The 19,637-nt window shown below is 72.1% G+C and carries 17 protein-coding genes; 5 read left to right on the forward strand and 12 right to left on the reverse strand.

All coding sequences use genetic code 11. The features are described 5' to 3' along the window. Window positions 1-103: 103 nt before the first annotated feature. The 3 genes from EDF64_RS05670 to coaA all read left to right on the forward strand — a co-directional run bounded on the left by EDF64_RS05670 (window position 104) and on the right by coaA (window position 2,859). Window positions 104-1,291 (forward strand): ATP-binding protein, encoded by a 1,188-nt coding sequence (locus EDF64_RS05670; protein ID WP_133519088.1) that lies wholly within the window; start codon window positions 104-106, stop codon window positions 1,289-1,291. A gap of 10 nt (window positions 1,292-1,301) precedes the next feature. After that, entirely contained in the window at window positions 1,302-1,787 is a 486-nt protein-coding gene (locus tag EDF64_RS05675; protein WP_133519089.1) for a glutathione peroxidase, read from the forward strand. A 127-nt stretch (window positions 1,788-1,914) separates the two neighbouring features. After that, window positions 1,915-2,859, forward strand: a complete 945-nt coding sequence (coaA, locus tag EDF64_RS05680; RefSeq protein ID WP_133519090.1) for a type I pantothenate kinase — start codon at window positions 1,915-1,917, stop codon at window positions 2,857-2,859. Between the two features lie 295 nt (window positions 2,860-3,154). Here coaA and glmM read toward each other — a convergent pair whose 3' ends face one another. From glmM to truA, 6 genes are all read right to left on the reverse strand, one after another. Further along, window positions 3,155-4,528 (reverse strand): phosphoglucosamine mutase, encoded by a 1,374-nt coding sequence (glmM, locus tag EDF64_RS05685; RefSeq protein WP_133519091.1) that lies wholly within the window; start codon window positions 4,526-4,528, stop codon window positions 3,155-3,157. 22 nt (window positions 4,529-4,550) lie between these two features. After that, entirely contained in the window at window positions 4,551-5,036 is a 486-nt protein-coding gene (rpsI, locus tag EDF64_RS05690; RefSeq protein WP_133519092.1) for a 30S ribosomal protein S9, read from the reverse strand. A gap of 38 nt (window positions 5,037-5,074) precedes the next feature. Then, window positions 5,075-5,521, reverse strand: a complete 447-nt coding sequence (gene rplM, locus EDF64_RS05695; protein ID WP_133519093.1) for a 50S ribosomal protein L13 — start codon at window positions 5,519-5,521, stop codon at window positions 5,075-5,077. 245 nt (window positions 5,522-5,766) lie between these two features. After that, window positions 5,767-8,469 (reverse strand): ExeM/NucH family extracellular endonuclease, encoded by a 2,703-nt coding sequence (locus EDF64_RS05700; protein ID WP_133519094.1) that lies wholly within the window; start codon window positions 8,467-8,469, stop codon window positions 5,767-5,769. Between the two features lie 286 nt (window positions 8,470-8,755). After that, complete coding sequence (locus EDF64_RS05705) at window positions 8,756-9,502, reverse strand: MBL fold metallo-hydrolase (protein WP_133519095.1); 747 nt, start codon at window positions 9,500-9,502, stop codon at window positions 8,756-8,758. Next, window positions 9,499-10,404: a tRNA pseudouridine(38-40) synthase TruA gene (gene truA / locus EDF64_RS05710; protein ID WP_133519096.1), complete on the reverse strand. Its 906-nt coding sequence runs from the start codon at window positions 10,402-10,404 to the stop codon at window positions 9,499-9,501. The genes EDF64_RS05705 and truA overlap by 4 nt, the downstream gene beginning before the upstream one ends. A gap of 111 nt (window positions 10,405-10,515) precedes the next feature. Here truA and EDF64_RS05715 point away from each other — a divergent pair, with 111 nt between their 5' ends. Further along, window positions 10,516-11,505: an ATP-binding cassette domain-containing protein gene (locus tag EDF64_RS05715; RefSeq protein ID WP_133519097.1), complete on the forward strand. Its 990-nt coding sequence runs from the start codon at window positions 10,516-10,518 to the stop codon at window positions 11,503-11,505. Then, window positions 11,502-12,335, forward strand: coding sequence for an ABC transporter permease (locus EDF64_RS05720; RefSeq protein ID WP_133519098.1), 834 nt, complete (start codon window positions 11,502-11,504; stop codon window positions 12,333-12,335). Before EDF64_RS05715 ends, EDF64_RS05720 begins: the two co-directional genes overlap by 4 nt. Window positions 12,336-12,386: 51 nt before the next feature. Here EDF64_RS05720 and EDF64_RS05725 read toward each other — a convergent pair whose 3' ends face one another. From EDF64_RS05725 to EDF64_RS05750, 6 genes are all read right to left on the reverse strand, one after another. After that, window positions 12,387-15,596, reverse strand: a complete 3,210-nt coding sequence (locus EDF64_RS05725) for a BTAD domain-containing putative transcriptional regulator (protein WP_133519099.1) — start codon at window positions 15,594-15,596, stop codon at window positions 12,387-12,389. Window positions 15,597-15,643: 47 nt separating this feature from the next. Next, on the reverse strand, window positions 15,644-16,132 hold the full coding sequence (locus tag EDF64_RS05730) for an SRPBCC family protein (RefSeq protein ID WP_133519100.1): 489 nt from the start codon (window positions 16,130-16,132) through the stop codon (window positions 15,644-15,646). 1 nt (window position 16,133) lies between these two features. Beyond that, window positions 16,134-16,538 (reverse strand): ArsR/SmtB family transcription factor, encoded by a 405-nt coding sequence (locus EDF64_RS05735; RefSeq protein ID WP_133519101.1) that lies wholly within the window; start codon window positions 16,536-16,538, stop codon window positions 16,134-16,136. 39 nt (window positions 16,539-16,577) lie between these two features. Beyond that, the gene (locus EDF64_RS05740) at window positions 16,578-17,696 is read right to left on the reverse strand and encodes an FUSC family protein (protein WP_133519102.1); all 1,119 of its coding nucleotides are present in this window, start codon (window positions 17,694-17,696) and stop codon (window positions 16,578-16,580) included. A gap of 210 nt (window positions 17,697-17,906) precedes the next feature. Continuing rightward, window positions 17,907-18,518 carry a 50S ribosomal protein L17 gene (gene rplQ / locus EDF64_RS05745; RefSeq protein WP_133519103.1) on the reverse strand — a complete coding sequence of 204 codons (612 nt, stop codon included), beginning with the start codon at window positions 18,516-18,518 and terminating at the stop codon, window positions 17,907-17,909. A 68-nt stretch (window positions 18,519-18,586) separates the two neighbouring features. Next, window positions 18,587-19,582, reverse strand: coding sequence for a DNA-directed RNA polymerase subunit alpha (locus tag EDF64_RS05750; RefSeq protein WP_079237370.1), 996 nt, complete (start codon window positions 19,580-19,582; stop codon window positions 18,587-18,589). Window positions 19,583-19,637 lie beyond the last annotated feature (55 nt).

Genomic DNA, 19,637 nt, shown 5'->3' on the forward strand with positions numbered 1-19,637 from the left:
TGGGCACCGACCCTGCGAGGTGTCCGGATCGATACACAGCGCTCGGTCTCACCGAATCTCCCGCAGTCTGTCCTCGATCACAGACAGGGCTAGAATTCATGAGATGCACGCCGAGTTGAACCCCTACGCGCCCGGCGCAGGCCTGCGCCCGCCAGCCCTCGTCGGCCGCGGCGCGGAGGTCGACGCGTTCGATCTCCTCGTCGCGCGGTCTCGGCGCGGGATGGTCTCGCGCAGCATGGTCCTCCACGGCCTGCGCGGCGTCGGGAAGACCGTGCTCCTCAACCAGTTCCGCGCCCAGGCCGACAGCGCCGGCTGGCTCGTCGTCGACGTCGAGGGCCAGTCGTCGGACTCCGGTCAGGAGATCACTCGCAGGCGACTGTCCCGCGAACTGGCACTCGCCTCCCGCCGCCTGCAGCGTGGCGCGGCGCTGAGCAGTGCCGTCCGCGGCGCGCTCGGCACCGTGAAGTCGTTCGGCGCCCAGTTCGGCGGACTCGGGCTGAGCGTGGAGATCGAACCGTCCACCGGTCGGGCGGACTCAGGAGTCGTCGAGATCGACCTCGAAGAGCTCGTCGAAGACCTCGCGCCCGCCCTCACGGAGCAGCAGCGCACCCTCGCGCTGTTCGTCGACGAACTGCAGGACCTCGGACCGGAGATGCTCGGTGCACTGCTCTCGGTCCAGCACCGCGCGGGACAGCGCAGCTGGCCGTTCGTCATCGTCGGCGCGGGGCTGCCCAGTGTTCCCGCGACGCTGACGGCCGCGAAGTCGTACGCAGAGCGACTGTTCGAGTACCGGGAGATCGGTTCCCTCCCCTCCGGCGCCGCCGCGGAGGCACTGGTCGTGCCCGCAGAACGGGCAGGCGTGACGTTCGACCGGCCCGCCCTCGAGCTCCTCATCGACACCTCGGGTGGGTACCCGTACTTCCTGCAGACCTACGGCTCGGCCGCCTGGGACCTCGCGGAGGACCGACGGATCACCGAAGCGGACGCGATCGCCGCGATCGACCGCGGGAACGCCGAACTCGACAGCGGGTTCTTCCCCGGTCGCTGGGCGGCAGCCACGCCGACCGAGCGTCAGTACCTCGTGGCGATGGCGGAGGACCTCGACGAGGAGTCGTCGACCGGAGTGGTCGCAGGCCGACTCGGAGTCCCGGCGAAGGCGACGAGCCAGGCCCGGCACAACCTGATCAGGAAGGGGATCGTCTACGCACCACAGCGCGGTCGGATCGCCTTCACGGTCCCGCACATGCGTGAGTTCGTGCGACGTCAGGCAGATCTCGATCTCCTGGACTAACGTCCCGCCCATGGGACGGTTCGATGACATCGCGATCACGACACTGCACGGCGAGGACACCACGTTCGGCGCCTACGCGGACAAGGCGGTGCTGGTCGTGAACGTCGCGTCGCGGTGCGGCCTGGCCCCGCAGTACGAGCAGCTCGAGGCGCTGCAGAAGGAGTACGGCCCCCGCGGCTTCACGGTGCTCGGCTTCCCGAGCAACCAGTTCCTGCAGGAGCTCGGTTCGTCCGAGGCGATCGACGAGTACTGCTCCACGACGTGGGGCGTCACCTTCCCGATGTCCGAGAAGGTGAAGGTCAACGGCAAGGGCGCTCACCCGCTCTACCAGGCCCTCAAGGAGACCCCGGACGCCGACGGCAAGGCCGGTCGCGTCTCGTGGAACTTCGAGAAGTTCCTCGTCGCACCGGACGGCACCGTCACGCGCTTCCGTCCGACCACGAAGCCGGACGCCCCGCAGGTCATCGCCGCCATCGAGGCGGCCCTCCCCGCCTGACCGGCGCGCGTCGCGCGGGAGCGCGGAGCGCTGGTGCGGGCCTGGAGGCGCGACTCGCGTCGGCCGGTCTGCTCACGTGATCCGCGCCTCCAGTCCGGAGCCCGTCCGCCTCTGTACGCTCGATCCCATGCCGATCCCGGACACCGCCGTCGCGCACCCGACCCCCTTCGTGGAGATCCCGCGCGGCGAGTGGTCGCAGCTCGCACCCAAGGAGCACCTCTCCCTGACCGAGACGGAGATCGTGCAGCTGCGCGGTCTCGGTGACCGGCTGGACATGCAGGAGGTGCAGGAGGTCTACCTGCCGCTCTCCCGCCTGCTGACGCTGTACGCGGCGGGTGCGCGGAACCTGCACGCCGAGACGAGCCGGTTCCTCGGCGAACGCGCCGGACGGACGCCGTTCGTGATCGGTGTCGCCGGTTCGGTCGCGGTCGGGAAGTCGACCGTCGCCCGCCTGCTGCGTGAGCTCACGAAGCGCTGGCCGGACACCCCGCGGGTGGAACTCGTCACCACCGACGGCTTCCTGTACCCGAACGCCGAGCTCGAGCGCCGCGGGATCATGGACCGCAAGGGCTTCCCGGAGTCGTACGACCGTCGCTCCCTGCTGCGGTTCGTCAGCCAGGTGAAGAGCGGCGCGACCGAGGTGCGGGCGCCGTACTACTCGCACCTGGTCTACGACATCGTGCCCGACGCCGAGATCGTCGTGCGGCAGCCGGACGTCCTCATCGTCGAGGGGCTCAACGTCCTCGCGCCACCGGTGCACGGACGGCTGGCGCTGTCGGACCTGTTCGACTTCACGATCTACGTCGACGCGAAGACGAAGGACATCGAGGCCTGGTACGTCGACCGCTTCCTCGCACTGCAGGAAGAGGCGTTCGCGAGCCCGGACTCGTTCTTCCACCGGTTCGCCTCGCTCTCGCGTTCGGACGCGGTCGAGACGGCGACCCAGGTGTGGCGGGCGATCAACGAGCCGAACCTGCTCGAGAACGTGCTGCCGACGCGCTCCCGGGCGACCCTCGTGCTGAAGAAGGCGGCGGACCACAAGGTGTCGTCGGTGTTGCTCCGCAAGATCTAGCGCGGCGCCGCGCGCCGCGCCGCGCCGGGCGCCGCGCGCCGCGCGCCGTTCCCGGCGTCGAACCACGAAACGGACGTCGAACCGAGGTCAGGGCCTGGTTCGACGTCGGTTTCGTGGTTCGAAAGGAAGCCGCGGCGCGGGCGCGGGCCGCCGGCCGCCGGCCGCACGACGCGAGCCGGGTCGGATCGCCGCTGGCGCCGCACAACCAAAACCCGCCCGAACCACGCAATTGCACGGCTCGAGCGGGTTTTGGTTGTGCGAAGCGCAACGCGCAGCGCAGCGCGCGCCGGCGCCGCTACGCTGCGTCGAGCGCCAAGCGCTCCTGCACCACGGCGGAGAGCTCCTCGGCGATGCGCTGGGCGTCCTCCTGTGAAGCGGCCTCGACCATCACGCGGACGACGGGCTCGGTGCCCGACGGACGCAGCAGCACGCGGCCGGTGTCCCCGAGCGCGTCGGTCGCAGCGGCGATGGCGTCCTGCACACCCTGGTCGGCGAGACCGTGCCGGTCGACACCGCGCACGTTCACGAGGACCTGCGGGAACACCGTCATGCACGCGGCGAGCTCCTGCAGGGACTTGCCCGTGCGCGCCATCTCGGCGACGAGGTGCAGGCCCGTGAGGATGCCGTCACCCGTGGTCGCGAACTCGTTGAAGATGATGTGACCGGACTGCTCGCCACCGAGCGAGTAGTCACCCTCGGTCATCTTCTCGAGCACGTAGCGGTCACCGACGCCGGCCTCGAGCACCGTGATGCCCGCGTCCGTCATGGCGCGCTTCAGCCCGAGGTTCGACATCACCGTCGCGACGAGGGTGTCGTCCTTCAGCCGCCCGCGCTCCTGCAGCGACAGCGCGAGGATCGCCATGATCTGGTCGCCGTCGATCGCGTTGCCGGCGGCGTCCACCGCGAGGCAGCGGTCCGCGTCGCCGTCGTGGGCGATGCCGACGTCCGCACCGTGTTCGAGCACCGCGCGGGCGAGGTTGTCGATGTGGGTGGACCCGACGCCGTCGTTGATGTTCCAGCCGTCGGGGTCGGCGCCGATGAGCGTCACGCGAGCACCGGCGTTGACGAAGACCTCGGGCGAGACGCCGGCGGCGGCGCCGTTGGCGCAGTCGAGCACGACGTGGATGCCGTCGAGCCGGTGCGGCAGCGTGCCGAGCAGGTGCACCACGTAGCGGTCCTCGGCGTCCGCGAACCGCGAGATGCGTCCGACGTCGATGCCGGTGGGGGTGGGTGCGGAGTGGTCGTGCATGGCCGCTTCGATGCGGTCCTCGACCTCGTCCGGCAGCTTGCGGCCACCCGTGGCGAAGAACTTGATCCCGTTGTCGGGAGCGGGGTTGTGCGAGGCGGAGATCATCACGCCGAAGTCGGCGTCGATGTCGGCGACGAGGAACGCCGCTGCGGGGGTCGGGATGACCCCGGCGTCGAGGACGTCGACGCCTGCGGAGGCGAGCCCGGCCGCGACCGCGGCACCCAGGAACTCGCCGGAGACGCGCGGGTCGCGCGCGAGGACCGCGCGGGGGCGCGGCCGGCCGGACGCCCGGCGGGCGTCGGCGTGGTGTCCGTGTGTGAGGACGGCCGCGCTCGCCTGGGCAAGACCCAGTGCGAGCGCGGCCGTCAGCTCGCCGTTGGCGAGACCACGAACCCCGTCGGTACCGAACAGACGCGGCATTGCGATCTTCAGCCGGTGGCGACTAGCGCTTCGAGAACTGCGACGCCTTGCGGGCCTTCTTGAGACCGGCCTTCTTGCGCTCGATGACGCGGGCGTCACGGGTGAGGAAGCCGGCCTTCTTGAGGGTCGCGCGGTTGTTCTCGCGGTCGATCTCGTTCAGGGTGCGGGCGATGGCGAGGCGGAGCGCGCCGGCCTGACCCGAGGGGCCGCCACCGGTGATGCGGGCGACGACGTCGTACGAGCCGAGGAGCTCGAGCACCTTGAACGGGTCGTTGATGAGCTGCTGGTGCAGCTTGTTCGGGAAGTAGTCCTCGAGCGTGCGGCCGTTGACCACGAACGAGCCGGAGCCCGGGACGAGGCGGACACGCGCGATGGCCTCCTTGCGGCGCCCGACGGCACCGCCGGAGACGTTGAGGATCTGACGGGGAGCGGCCTCGGCAGCGGCGGGTGCGCTCTCCGTGGTGAAGCTCTCCGGGGTCTGGTCGAGGGAGTCAGCGATCTGAGCCATGAGTTTTCTCTAGTCCTTGGAAGTCGTCGTGGCCGCTGTTACTGCGAGACCTGGTCGAAGGTGTACGTCGTGGGCTGCTGCGCGGAGTGGGGGTGCTCGGCACCCGCGTACACCTTGAGCTTCTTGAGCTGCTCGCGGCCCAGCGTGTTCTTCGGGAGCATGCCGCGGATCGCCTTCTCGACGGCGCGGGTGGGGTGCTTCTCGAGCATCTCCGGGTAGGAGGTCGCCGTGAGGCCGCCCGGGTAGCCCGAGTGGCGGTAGTAGACCTTCTTCGCGAGCTTGGAACCGGTCAGGGCGACCTTGTCCGCGTTCACGATGATGACGTAGTCACCCATGTCCATGTGCTGGGCGAAGGTGGCCTTGTGCTTGCCGCGGAGGAGCGCCGCGGCGTGGGAGGCGAGGCGGCCGAGGACGACGTCGGTGGCGTCGATGACGATCCAGTCGTGCTGGACGTCAGCCGGCTTCGGTGAGAACGTGCGAGTCACAGGAGTGCTGCTTTCGTGTCGAGGTGAGGAGTCCGTGAATCCCGCTCCGGTCGGGGTTCCGTGCGGCAGAAGCCGGTGGAACACCCAGGTGGAGGGCTCATCTGACTGTCTTGCGCGCGGGGCACGCAGACCAAGGTGAGAGCCTACCCGACGCGCGTCACGTCGGTCAAACGCGAGCGGACGGCGGACGGGAGGCGCGGTGCCGGCTGGCACCGCGCCTCCCGTCAGTGGAGTGGTCCGGTCCGTCAGCCGAACAGGCTGCGCAACCAGGCGAGGAGCGCCGCGAGTGCGGCGAGCGCGTCGGCGAGCGAGCCGCCGCCGTGCCCCGGCTCGCCTCCGTGACCGGGCCCGCCACCGTGCCCGGGGTTCCCGCCGTCACCCGGGGTGGTGACGCCGGGCAGGTCGATGCCGACCAGGATCGGGTCGTGGTCGCTCGCGCGGTACACGTCGTCCTGGTACAGGTCCGTGACGTTGTAGTCGTAGCGGCTGTACTCCAGGCCGACGGACTCGACCGAGTTGATGTTCCAGATGTCCACGCCCGTCACGGTCTTCAGGGCCGCCGGCGAAGCGAACACGTGGTCGAGCGAGCCGCTCAGGCCACTGAACACGTAGGACCACTCGGAGGCGTCCCGCGTCGGCCCGAGGTCGGTGTAGCCGGCCTGGTCGAGGACGGCCACCGGGTCCTCCTGGCTGTAGGCGTTGAAGTCGCCGAGCATGAACACCTTGTCGGTGCCGGCCTGCCGCTGCATCGCGGTCGAGAACGCGACGAGCGCCGTCGACTGGGCGACGCGGGAGGCGTTCGACGCGCCCTGGCCGTCGCCCTGGTCGGCGTCGGCCCCCGTGCCGGACCCCTTCGACTTGAAGTGGTTCGCGATCACCAGGAAGGTGTCCTTCGCGGACGGCTTCGACGGCTTCCCGTTCCCCTTGCCGGGCTTCGTGGTGACCGGGGCGAAGGCCTGCGCGAGCGGCTGCCGCGCGTTCGCGAACGCCGTCGAGTCGGTGAGGATCGTCGAACCGCCGACCGGCTGCACGCGGTCCTTCTTGTAGATGAGCGCGAGCCGGATGACGTCCTCGCTCGCGGGGAGCTTCGACGGCGACTTCGCGTACGCCCAGGTGTCCTTGCCCGTCGCCTGGTTGAGCGCGGCGACGAGGGTGGCCACGGCGGCGTCCCGGTCCTGGCCGAAGCGGGCCGAGTTCTCGATCTCCTCGAGGGACACCACGTCCGCGCCGAGGCCGTTGATCGCCTTGACGATCTTCACCTGCTGGCGGGCGAGGTCGTCCGCGTTCGCCGCACCACGGGCGTCGCAGCCGTCCCGCACCGTGACGGGGTCGCCGTCGCGGTCGGTGTAGTACGTGCAGCCGGTGAGCTGGTCGCCGGTCGTCGGGAAGTAGTTCAGGACGTTGAACCCGGCGAGGCGGATGTCCCCGCCGACCTGCTCCGGCGCCGCGGTGCGGACGTCCGAGAACGACGCGGGCAGGTCCGCCTTCGGGGTCGCCCCGGTGATCGGCGACGTCGGCTGGAACTTCCACGAGTCGTTCCGGTAGTCGAGGACGACCGGCTTCGCGAAGGTCGCGGTGGCGCCGACCGTGACCGGGCCCTGGGTGAGCCACGAGACCGGGATCGACTGGTTCGCCGCGCTGAGGAAGTTCGTGCTCGCTCCGTCGTCGAGGACGACCTTGCGGGCCGCGTTGTCCGCCGTCACGGCCGCTGCCCCGGCGCTGCCCGGGCGGGCGACCTCGGTCGGCTGCAGGAGCCGCTTCGTGCCGGAGGCCAGGACGACCTCGCCGTACTGGTTCGTCGTGTAGTTGTCGGCGACCGTGTAGGCACCCTGGGGCGCGACGAGCATGCTCTCGAGCGACTCCCGCTGCGCGTCGGTCCGCGGGAAGGCCAGGGTGGCCGGGACGGGCTGGACCACACCGGCGGCGGGGAGCTTCGTCAGGCCGGCGGCGGTGGGCACCGTCAGCTCGGTCAGGCCGTTGAACTCGGAGACGGTGCCGGTCAGGCGGACCGCGTCGCCGATCGCCACGCTGCCGGCGGTCGCCGACGAGTAGACGAAGACCGCGTCCGACGCGGTGTGCGTGGCGAGGTCGAGCGCCCCGCCGGTGCCGGCGGTCTGGACCGTGTAGCCGGAGAACCCGCCGGTGGCGTAGACCGCCGTGACGACGCCGTCCGTGGTGACGGCCTTGCCGGCGTAGGGCGATGCCGTGCCGGTGCCCTGCAGCTGCGCGATCGTGACCTGCTCGGCCGGGGTGCCCGGGTCGGTCGGGTCCGTGGGGTCGGTCGGGTCGGTCGGCTGGCCGGTCTCGCCCGCGGCGTTCTCGGGCGTGATCGTCGACGTGACGGTGAAGTCCGCCGCGTTCGAGTCGGTGTCCGTGGTGCCCTGGCGGGTCAGGCCGTCCGGCACGGAGTTCGCCGTGCCCGCCGTGGCGACCGCGGTCTCGAACGTGTTCGACGTCCCGTAGCCGAGCAGGTCGACGACGCCCGGCGTGCCGGCGGTGACCGCGCCCGCGGGGAGCGACAGCGCCGTCGCCTGGTCCGCGAGCACGAGGGTGCCGGTGGAGCCGGAGGGGTTGAGGCCGGTGACGGCGTCCGCCTCGGGCAGGGCCTCGCCGGTGGTGCCGTTCGAGCCCATCTGCACGAGGTACGTGCCGTGCGCCGGGACGGAACCGCTGAGCTTGCCGACGGCGGGGGTGCCGGTGCCGGTCGCGGCGCGGTACTGCACCGACCAGCCGTCGACGCTGACGGCGGTGTCGGTCGGGTTCCCGAGTTCGACGAACTTGTTCGTGAAGGGCTGGTTCGCGCTGCCGCCCTTGAGGTAGGCCTCCTCGATGACGAGCCCGGTGCCAGCGGGGTTCGCAGCGGCCGTGGTGACGGAGACGAGCGGGGCCGCGAGGAGCGCTGCGGCAGCGGTGGCGCACAGCAGGGTGCGCCCGACGGATCTGTGCATGCCCGCACGCTACCGACCTGCGGCGCCGCTCAGGTTTCCGGCGGGTGAACGATCCGTTCCACCCCAGCTCGGGGGTGCGTGCGGGGCCTGGTCGTTTCGGGCGTACCTGGTCGTTTCGGGCGTACCTGGTCGTTCCGGGCGTACCTGGTCGTTCCGGGCGTACCTGGCCGTTTCGGGCGTACCTGGTCGTTCTTTCCGACCAGGTACGCCCGATTCCGCTTTCCATCGCGGGCGCGAGGGCGCGCCGCCGCCGCCGCCGCGGCGGCGCGCCGCCGTCGCGGCGGCCTCAGGCGCTGACCGGCACCCACTCCGTGCCGACCCGGTGCACGGCCGGCCCGTGCCCCGGCAGCAGGATCTCGGGGATCGGCAGCGCCCGCGCCGACTCGACCGCCCGCTCCTGGTCCGCCGTGAAGAACGACGTGATCATCCGCGGCCGCGGCGACCACGACGCCGGTTGCGTGTCGTGCCGGCTCACGACGGCGTCGCCCGTGACGATCGCGTTCGCCGCCGGCAGCAGGTACGCGGTGGACCCGTCGGTGTGCCCCTCGGCGGGCAGCGGCGTGATCGCCCGACCGTCGAAGTCCGCGCCGGTGAAGGCCCGCGCGGTGGGCACGGTGGTCGGTCGGAGCGCGTCGGACCGGATCGCCCGCGCGAGCCAGCGGAGGACCCGCGGCGACGCCAGCCGTCCGCCGATCTCCGCGGGGGTCACCTGCTGCCGGACGGGTCCGCGCACGTTGTCGAGCTCGTCGGCGTGCGCCAGGACCTGGACGTCCGGGTACCGCGCCAGGATGCCGGGGATCCCGCCGACGTGGTCGACGTGGCCGTGGGTGACGTAGACGCGGCGCAGGTCGTCGAGGTCGTGCCCGGCGTACCGGACGGTGTCGAGCACGAGGTCGGTGTCGGCGGGGTAGCCGGCGTCGATGAGCGCGACGCCGTCCTCCTCCGCCAGGACGACCCAGTTCGACACCGGCCCCTCGACGAAGACCACACCGGGGGCGACGGAGACGACGGACCGGGGTTCGCGGGAGCTCATCCCTCGACGGTAGCCGAGGGTTCGTCCGCAGCGCGGCGGGCCCGCGTCTGCGTGGCACGCGCGGCGAGCTCGTCGTCGGCCGGGTAGCCGACCTCGGTCAGGGTGAGCCCCTTCGCCGGCGCTGTCTTGAACGCGCTCGTCCGGGTCTGCGCGGTGCGCAGCTCCTCGAGGCGGTCCGGCCCGAAGCGCCCCTCGCCCACCGCGATGGTCGCCCCCACCATCGCCCGCACCATGGAGTGGCAGAAGGCATCGGCCTGGAGGCGCGCCACCAGCACGCCGTCCGGCTCACGGTCCCAGCGGAACTCCTGCAGCGTCCGGATCGTGGTCGCGCCCTCGCGCGGCTTGCAGAAGGTCGCGAAGTCGTGCAGCCCCAGCAACCGCAGCGCACCGCGCTCCATCGCCGCCGGGTCCAGCCGCGTCGGGTGCCACACCGTGTGCCCCCGCCGACGTGGATCGCGCCCGGCGTCGGCGTCCGCGATCCGGTACTCGTAGCGCCGCCAGAGCGGGGAGAACCGGGCGTCGAACCCGTCGGGCGCGACCGAGGCCCGGGTGATGACGACGTCCCCCTCTGGCGCCGCGATGCCGTTGACGCGCTTGACCAGTCCGTCGAGCGAGGTCCGCGGCGGCCCGTCCGGTGCGGAGCGGCGGGGGCGGGTGAGGGCGCCCCACTGCTCGGCGGTGAGGTCGAGGTGCGCCACCTGCCCGGTGGCGTGCACGCCGGCGTCGGTGCGCCCGGCGACGGTGAGCTGCGGGGGTTCGCCCCAGCGCGTGAAGACGGTGGCGAGTGCGCTCTCGAGCGCTCCCTGGACGGTGCGGAGTCCGGGCTGCCGCGCCCACCCGGAGAACGCCGCCCCGTCGTAGGCGACGTCCAGTCGCAGCCGGACCTGCTCGCGCTCACTCACACCCCCACGGTAGCGATGTCAGTGCCGCGTCAGTGCCACGTGAGCGGGCCGCGGCACGATCGTCCACGACATCGACGAAGCACGTCGAGTCACTCGAGAGGACCTGGGCGCATGACCACCACACCGCTCGCGGTCGAGGCCACCGGCCTCGTCAAGACCTTCGGGACGAACCGTGCAGTGGACGGTGTCGACCTCCGCGTGGAGGCCGGGACCGTCTACGGCGTGCTCGGCCCGAACGGCGCCGGCAAGACCACCACCATCTCCATGCTCGCGACCCTGCTCCGGCCGGACGGCGGCGAGGCCCGCGTCTTCGGCCACGACGTCCGCCACGAGGCGCAGGTCGTCCGCTCCCTGATCGGCGTGACCGGGCAGTACGCGAGTGTCGACGAGACGCTCAGCGCGACCGAGAACCTCGTCATCTTCGCCCGGCTGCTCGGCCTGAGCCGCGCCGAGTCGAAGCGCAAGGCGGTCGAGCTGCTCGAGCGCTTCGGCCTGACCGAGGCGGCGTCGCGCCCGTTGAAGAACTTCTCCGGCGGGATGCGCCGGCGTCTCGACCTGGCGGCGAGCCTCATCGCGCAGCCGCCGCTGATCTTCCTCGACGAGCCGACGACGGGCCTCGACCCCCGCACCCGGGCGCAGATGTGGGACACCATCCGCGAGCTCGTGGCGACCGGGTCGACCGTGCTGCTGACGACGCAGTACCTCGACGAGGCCGACCAGCTCGCCGACCGCATCGCCGTGATCGACCACGGACGGGTGGTCGCCGAGGGGACGAGCGACGAGCTGAAAGCCTCGATCGGCAGTTCGTCGCTGCAGCTCCGGCTGACCGACGCGCTCCGCCTCGACGCGGCACGAGCGCTGGTCCGGAACACCCTCGGCGTCGACGCGGTGGCCAGCCCCGAGGGCTCGCGCCTCACCGCCCCGATGTCCGACCCGGACCGCGTCACCGACCTCCTCGTGTCGTTCCGCGAAGCCGGCATCTCCCTCGCCGAGATGAGCGTGCAGAAGCCGACGCTCGACGAGGTCTTCCTCACCATCACGGGTGCGCCGGCGACCGCAGACGAGCCCGCCGACGCCGACCTCGAATCGAGCATCGCATGACCACCATCACCCCCACCACGGGCACCTCCGCCCCGCGGATCACCCCGCGCCCCGGCGTCGGCGGTTCCGGACTCGGCGCCACGGTCCGGCAGTCCTTCACGATGGCGTACCGAGGCCTGGTGAAGGTCCGGCGGACGCCCGAGCAGCTGTTCGACGTGACCCTGATGCCGATCATCTTCACCGTGATGTTCACGTACATCTTCGGTGGCGCGATCGCCGGCGACATCGCCAGCTACCTGCCGATCATCATCCCCGGCATCCTCGTGCAGACGAACATCACGTCGTCGATCGTCACCGGCGTCCAGCTCCGCGAGGACATGGACAAGGGCGTGTTCGACCGCTTCAAGTCCCTGCCGATCGCCCGCATCGCCCCGCTCGCGGGTGCGCTGCTCGCCGACACGGTCCGGTACGCCATCGCGACGACGATCACCTTCGCCACCGGCTTCGCGATGGGGCTCCGTCCCGAGGGCGGCGTCGGCGCGGTGGTCCTCGCCGGGCTGCTCGTCGTCGTGGTCGCCTGGGCGGTCAGCTGGATCTTCGCCTACTTCGGCGTGATCGCCCGGACGGCCTCGAGCGTCTCCGGCATCTCCAACATGGTGCTGTTCCCGTTGACGTTCCTGTCGAACGCGTTCGTCCCCGCGGACACCCTGCCGGACTGGCTGCGCTGGTTCTCCGAGGTGAACCCGATCTCGCACCTCATCACCGCGGTCCGCGACCTCATCAACCACGGCACGGTGACCGGCGACCTGTGGATCAGCCTGCTCGGCGCCGCCGTGATCGTCGCGGTGTTCGCCCCGCTCACGGTGCGGGCGTACATGCGGAAGGCCTGACGCGCCGCGGGCCCGTCGGTGGGCCCGTCAGTGCGCCGGTCATCGGGCCCGTCAGCCGGCCCGGAAGCGGAGCTCCTCGAGCAGGAGCCTCGCCCGTGAGACGGCCTCGGCCCGGTCCCACCCGGCCGAGGCCGTCTCGGCGTCGGCGAGCGCCGACTCCCCGACCGCGTCGGCGAGGAGGGGCCGCAGCCGGCTGTGCAGCAGGACCGCGAAGTCCTGCCGGGAGCCGAACCGGGTCGCGAACGCCCAGCAGCGGGCCGCGTGGTCGGCCTGACCGGAGCGGGCAGCGGCGACCGCGAGACCGGCCAGCGTGGTGCCGATGACGGGCAGGTCCAGCCACCACGGGTGCAGGCGCAGCATCACGAGCGCCCCGACCCGGATGCGGCGAGCGACGTCCCGTTCGGCGGCCTGGAGGCGCGGTGCAGCTCCGCCGGTCCGGCTCGCCGCCGCCTCGTCGACCGCCGCGATCCGCGCGGCTCCCGCCATCACGGTCCAGTGCGGCGTCTGCTTCCGGAACGGCACCACCCAGTCCCACGCGGCGGTGTACTCGGCGGCGGCGCGGTCGAGGTCGCCCTCGTACCGGAGGCACTCGGCCGAGATCGCGACGGCGAGCACCCCGATCTGCGAGCGGTCGCCGTCGAAGCCGCCACGCCCCTCCACCGGGCGGAGCTGCAGGTCGGCGGCGACGGAGCGGGCGCGCTGCACGTCCCCGGTCGAGGCCGAGCACAGTCCGACCGTCCAGCCGATCTCGTACAGGTCGTCGTCGGCGCCGAAGTGCTCGAGCTGGTCGCGCGCGACGCCGGCGACCACGAGGGCGCCGGCGTGGTCCCCGGTCTGCGCGAGGAGCTGGGTCATCGTGACCGCCCCGGTGCCGGTGGTCCACGCGTCCCTGGTGGTCGCGGACAGTTCCTTGGCGCGGGTGGCGTAGCGGAGGGCGGCCGCGGTCTCCCCGTCGTTCTCGGCGAGCGGGGCGCTGAGCATGTTCGCGAGGCTGGCGACGCCGGGGTCCGGGTCGGAGCGCATCCGGGCGAGGAGCGCGGTGCCGTCGGCGGGGCGACCGAGGGTGAGCAGCAGCGCGACCTGGGCGTCGAGCACCGGGAACCCGGTCGATCCGACGCGACGCCGCAGGTGCCGGAGCACGGAGACCGCACGGGCCGTGACCCGCCGGCCCTCGAACGCGGCCGAGGCGCCGGCGACGAGGAGCCCGACCTCGGTCGCCGCGAGGTCCTCGGCGGCCGGGGGTGTCCGGCGCAGGACGTCGACGACGTCGGCGGCGATGGCGACGACCTCGCCGTGGGCGCCGCGCAGCGTCCAGTACCCGCCGAGGGCCGCGAACACCTGCGCCGTCGCCGAGGCGTCCTCGGCGCGCAGGCTCCAGCGCAGCAGGGTCACCAGGTTGTCGGCTTCGCGGCGGACCTCGTGGAACCGGCGGAGCTGGTCCTCGCCGGTGATGGTGAACAGGTTCCGGTCGGCGGCGAACGTCCGGGCCCAGCCGATCATCGCCGTGCGGACGGCGTCGGTGGCCCCGCGGTCGTCGAGGCGGGCGGAGCCGAACTCGCGGACGGTCTCGAGCAGGCGGTAGCGGACCGGCTCCCCCTCGTGCTCGACGAGCTGCACGAGGGACTGCTCGACGAGCTCGGCCAGGTCGTCGAGGGCGTCGTGCCGGCGGTCGGGCGCCGCGACCGCCTCGACCGCGTCGACGGCGAGCCCGTCCGGGAAGAGCGCGAGCCGGGTGAGCAGGTCCTGCGCCCCGGCGTCGAGCAGCCGCCAGCTCCACTCGATGACGGCGAGCAGCGTGCGGTGCCGTTCGGGAGCACTCCGGTCGCCACCGCGGAGGAGTGCGAACCGGTCGTCCAGCCGGCGCTCGATGTCGTCGGTGCTCATGCCGCGGATCCGTGCCGCGGCGAGCTCGATCGCGAGCGGTGAGCCGTCGAGCCGGGTGCAGATGCGCCGCACGGCGTCGACGGGCAGGACGGCACCGGGACGTGCGGCTCGGGCGCGCTCGGTGAACAGGCGGACCGCGGCGCCGTCCGCCTCGACCGGCAGCGGTGCGAGGGGCGCCACCGCCTCGCCGGCGATCGCGAGGGGTGCCCGCGAGGTCGTGAGGATCCGCAGTTCCGGGGCCGCGGCGAGCAGGTCCGCGGCGAACCCGGCCACGGTGTCGACGAGGTGCTCGCAGTTGTCGAGCACGAGCAGTGTCGGGCCGTCGGCGAGCGCCCGGACGACGCGGCCCTGCAGGTCGGCGACGACGGCGTCCCGGAGCGACCGCGCTGAGCGGAACTCGGCGATCCCGAGCAGTGCCCCGAGTGCCGGGACGACGTCCTCGGCGGCGAGGGGTGCGAGTTCGAACACGACGACACCGCAGGCCGCCGGGACGTCGGCGGCGACGGCCTGCGCCAGACGGGTCTTCCCGAGGCCGCCCGCGCCGAGGATCGTCACGAGGCGGTTCCGCGACAGCAGGTCGGCGACCGTGTCGAGGTCGTCCTGCCGGCCGACGAGCGTGTTCGGCGCCGCGCGGAGGCCGATGCGCCGAGCACGTCCGGTGTCGGCGGCGGAACGCCGGAGCAGGTCGGCGTTCAGCCGCACGAGGTCGGCCGAGGGGTCCGCTCCGAGTTCGTCGGCCAATCGGTCCCGGTGGGTCGCGAAGGCGGCGAGCGCCTCGGCTGTCCGTCCGGCGGCGACGAGGGCGCGCATGGACCCGGCGACCGCGGCCTCGTCGAAGGGGTTCGCCCGCGCTTCCGTCGTCCAGACGTCGACGGCCTCGTCCGCCTGCCCGGCGTCGAGGAGCGCGGTGCCGAGTGAGCGCCGCAGTGCGCGCCGGGCAACGCCGGCCCGCTCGGCGAGAGCGGCGCCGAGGTCGCCGTCGACGTCGTCGCCCGGGGTGCCCCGCCAGAGGTCGAGCGCCGTGCGGACGACGTCCGGGCCGGCGTGGTCGGCCGCGGCGCGTTCGGCCCGGGTGAGGTCGACGTCGTCGGGGTCGCACCCGAGCGCGTACCCGGTGCTCGTGGACACGACGACACCGTCCGCGACGGTCCGGCGCAGCCGCGAGACGAGGGTCTGCAGTGCTGCCCGGGCACCGCGGGGCTGGTCGGTCGGCCAGAGCTCGTCGATGAGCGCCTCGGTCGTGACGGCGTGCCCGCGGGCGAGCACGAGCGCGGCGAGGAACGACCGCGCGAGGGCACCGGGGACCGGCGTCGGCGCTCCCGAGGGACCCGCGACCGTCACGGGTCCGAGGACGGCGATGCGGGGCTGCTCGGGCACGCTGCGAGTCTACGGACGGACGACGACCGATCCTGCTGCGGCGGGTGTCAGTCGCCCCGGTAGCGCGACTGCAGCTGGGCGTAGCGCGCGTCCCAGTCGAACGCCGCGATGCCGTCGAGGTCCCCGGCGAGGTCGAGCTCGAGCAGCTCGAGGTAGGTGTGCCAGCCGGCGCCGTAGTTCCGGCTCGCGACCCCGGCGTGCTCGAGCCGGAGCGCTGCGCCGTCGGGTGCGGGGTCGACCGTGACCACGACCGTCGTCTCGTCCTCGCCGCGCGCGTGCCAGGTCGTCGTGAAGGAGCGCGGCGGGTCGCACGCGGTGACGGTGCCCTCGGTGAGGGCCGTCCCGTCGTCGTACCGCGCGACCCAGTGGCCGCCGAGCCGCAGGTCTCCCTCGTGCGGTGCCATCCACCGCGAGAGGCGTTCGCGGTCGGTCACGGCGTCCCACAGGTCCTCGGGCGTGGTCGGGTAGGTCTGGGCGAAGCGGAGGAGGTACCCGCCACCGGGTGCGTCCTCGATGGTGCCGTCGGTGGTGCGCATGTCATGACTCCTCGTCGTGTCGTGGTGCGGCTGGTCGTGGTGCGGCTGGTCGTGGCGTGTCTGGTCGTGCTGTCCCGACGTCGGACCGGCCACGACGACCCCGCGCGATCTCGGTCGAGAGGGCGTCGAGCCGCTGCCGCCAGAGCGCGCGGTACCGTTCGACCTCGTGGTCGAGCTCCTCGACCGCGCGGGGTTCCAGCCGGTACACGCGCGACGTCCCCCGGGGTGCGGCGGACGCGAACCCGGCCTCGCGCAGCACCCGCAGGTGTCGGGACACGGCCGGCTGTGAGATGCCGAACTCGTCGGCGATGACGTCCGTCAGTGCGCCGGCGGTGTGGTCGTCCTCGGCGAGGAGCTCCACCAACCGCCGCCGGACGGGGTCACCGAGGACGTCGAATGCGTGCACGACCCCACTCTATAACCACAGTGTTATGAAGTCGAGGGGTCAGCCGCGCGGGCGTCCGAACGCCGACGGGCCGGTCCGGGTGTCCAGGTCGTCGGTCGCGCGCCGCTCCGACTCCACGATGCCCCGCAGCGCGACGAGCGCCGCCGAGGTCACCGCCACGTGCGAGGGGTTCTCCCGCGAGGCATCCAGCGCCCGCTCGACCTCCGCGATCGCCTCGTCGCCCTCTTCCTCGGGGCACTCGCCACGGATCACGCACGAGAGCTGTCGCATCGCCTTCGACAGCGGCGCCGCGAACGCCGGGTCCGGCCGCCCGAGCCCCTCGGACACCGGCCCGGAACGTGCGACGAGCTCGGTGAGGTCCGTCGTGTACCAGGCCACCCGCTCGAGCGCGCGGAAGCGGGCGCCGTCCTTCTGCAGCCGGGCCCGTGACCCGCGGAGTGCACCACGGGGGTTGAGCCGCCGGCTCTCGTGCGCGATCGACACCCGGGAGCGCACGTCGGCGATCGCCCGGTCGAGTCGGTCCTGCTGGTGGTCCCACGCCTTCTCGTCGCGCTTGCCCTCCTCGAGGACGTTCGCGAGCCCCTCGAGGTGGTCCGCGAGGACCCCGTTGACCGCGTCGATGCGGTGCTCGGCGTCCCAGAAGTGCAGCGGCGGGAAGACGAGGAAGTTGACGAGCAGGCCGACCGTGACCCCGACGGCCATCTGCACGAGGTACCCGAGCGAGTAGCCCTCGGCGTGCGCACCGCCGACGAGCAGCACGAACAGCGCGGCCGTCGACACCCACGAGCTGCCCTCGCCGAGCACGCGGAACCCACCCACGAGCACACCGATGCCGACCGCCAGCGCGACCGCGAGGAACCCGGGGTCCCCCACCCACATCGTGAAGCCGGCGATGACGATGCCGAGCGCGATCCCGATCAGCGTCTGCACGCCGCTCCGGATGCCGGCGAACACGGTGGTCTGCATCGCCACGACGGCACCGAGCGGGGCGTAGTACGGGTACTCGGCGGCGACGCCCGGCACGTGCCGGGCGATGAACCACGCGATCACCGCGGCAGCGGCCGCCTTGGCGGCGTGCAGCAGGCGCGGTTGCGTCCCCGAGACCCGGCTCCACCGCCAGATCCGGGTACCGACCCCCGCGATGTGCTCGAACGGCATGTGTTCCTCTCGTCCCGTCGGCCGGTCACGATACGGCCGGTGGGCTGTCAGGACGGACGGAACCGCGTTCTCCGGACTCGTCACGTCGACGGCCTGGAGGCGCGTGGCGGGCCCGCACCGCGCCTCCAGGCCGCCGTCCGGTCACCCCCGGAACGCGAGGACGCCCCCGCGACGTGCGTCGCGGGGGCGTCCTGGGGGTGGTGCTGGGTGCTACTTGTCTTCCGACTTGGTGTCGTCGGACGCAGCGTCGTCGGACGCAGCGTCGTCAGACTTCGAAGCAGCGTCGTCCTCGACCTCGGCAGCAGCCTCGGTCTCGGTCTCCGTCTCGACCGGAGCGGACTCCTCGGTGGTCTCGGTCTCTTCGACCGGGGCCTCCTCGGTGGTCTCGTCCGTGGCCGGCTCCTCGACCGGGGCAGCAGCGGCCGGAGCCGCGTTGCGGGTCACCGGGGCGGGCGTGCCCGACACCGGCTCGAGGACGAGCTCGATCGACGCGAGGGGAGCGTTGTCGCCCTTGCGGAAACCGAGCTTCGTGATGCGGGTGTAGCCACCCTGACGGTCAGCGACCTGCGGGGCGATCTCCGTGAACAGCGTGTGCACGACCGACTTGTCGCGGAGGGCCGCGATGACCCGACGACGGGCGTGCAGGTCGCCGCGCTTCGCGAACGTGATGAGACGCTCCGCGACGGGACGGAGGCGCTTGGCCTTCGTCTCGGTGGTCGTGATGCGACCGTGCGTGAAGAGGGCGTTGGCGAGGTTGCTCAGGAGCAGGCGCTCGTGGGCGGGGCCGCCACCGAGGCGGGGGCCCTTGGTGGGCTTCGGCATGTCAGTTCTCCAGTGGTGAAAGAGTGGTGCGCGCTACGTCAGCGGCACGCGTGCGCGTGAGCGCGAGGTCAGTTGTTGGACTCGTCCTCGTCGTACCCGCTGTAGAAGTGGGCGCCGTCGAATCCGGGGACGGTGTCCTTGAGGGACAGGCCGAGCTCGGTGAGCTTGTCCTTGACCTCGTCCACCGACTTCTGACCGAAGTTGCGGATGTTCATGAGCTGCGTCTCCGACAGGGCGACGAGCTCGGACACCGTGTTGATGCCCTCCCGCTTGAGGCAGTTGTAGCTGCGGACCGACAGGTCGAGGTCCTCGATCGGGGTCTGCAGCTCGTTCGAGAGCACCGCGTCGACCGGCGCGGGGCCGATCTCGATGCCCTCGGCCGCCGTGTTGAGCTCACGGGCGAGCCCGAACAGCTCGACGAGCGTCCGGCCGGCCGATGCGATGGCGTCGCGCGGCGTGATGGCCGGCTTCGACTCGACGTCGACGACCAGGCGGTCGAAGTCCGTGCGCTCACCGGCACGCGTCGCCTCGACGCGGTAGGTGACCTTGAGGACCGGGGAGTAGATCGAGTCGATCGGGATCTGACCGGCCTCGCTGAACTCCGAGCGGTTCTGGGTCGCCGAGACGTAGCCACGGCCACGCTCGATCGTCAGCTCGAGCTCGAAGCGCGCGGTGTCGTTCAGGGTCGCGATGACGAGGTCCGGGTTGTGGATCTCGACGCCGGCCGGTGCGGAGATGTCCGCAGCGGTGACCTGACCGGCACCCTGCTTGCGCAGGTACGCGGTGATCGGCTCGTCGTGCTCGCTGGAGACGACCAGGCTCTTGATGTTGAGGATGATCTCGGTGACGTCTTCCTTGACACCGGGAACGGTGCTGAACTCGTGGAGGACGCCGTCGATGCGGATGCTGGTGACAGCCGCGCCGGGGATCGAGGAGAGGAGCGTGCGGCGCAGCGAGTTGCCGAGGGTGTACCCGAAGCCCGGCTCGAGCGGCTCGATGACGAAGCGCGAGCGGAACTCGGAGATCGATTCCTCGGTCAGGGTGGGGCGCTGTGCAATGAGCACTGTGGGATTCCTTTCGGCGGAGTGTCCGCTATATGACACTCGGCGGTACGTCGGG

The sequence above is a fragment of the Curtobacterium flaccumfaciens genome (assembly GCF_004361695.1).
Lineage (GTDB): Bacteria > Actinomycetota > Actinomycetes > Actinomycetales > Microbacteriaceae > Curtobacterium > Curtobacterium flaccumfaciens_B.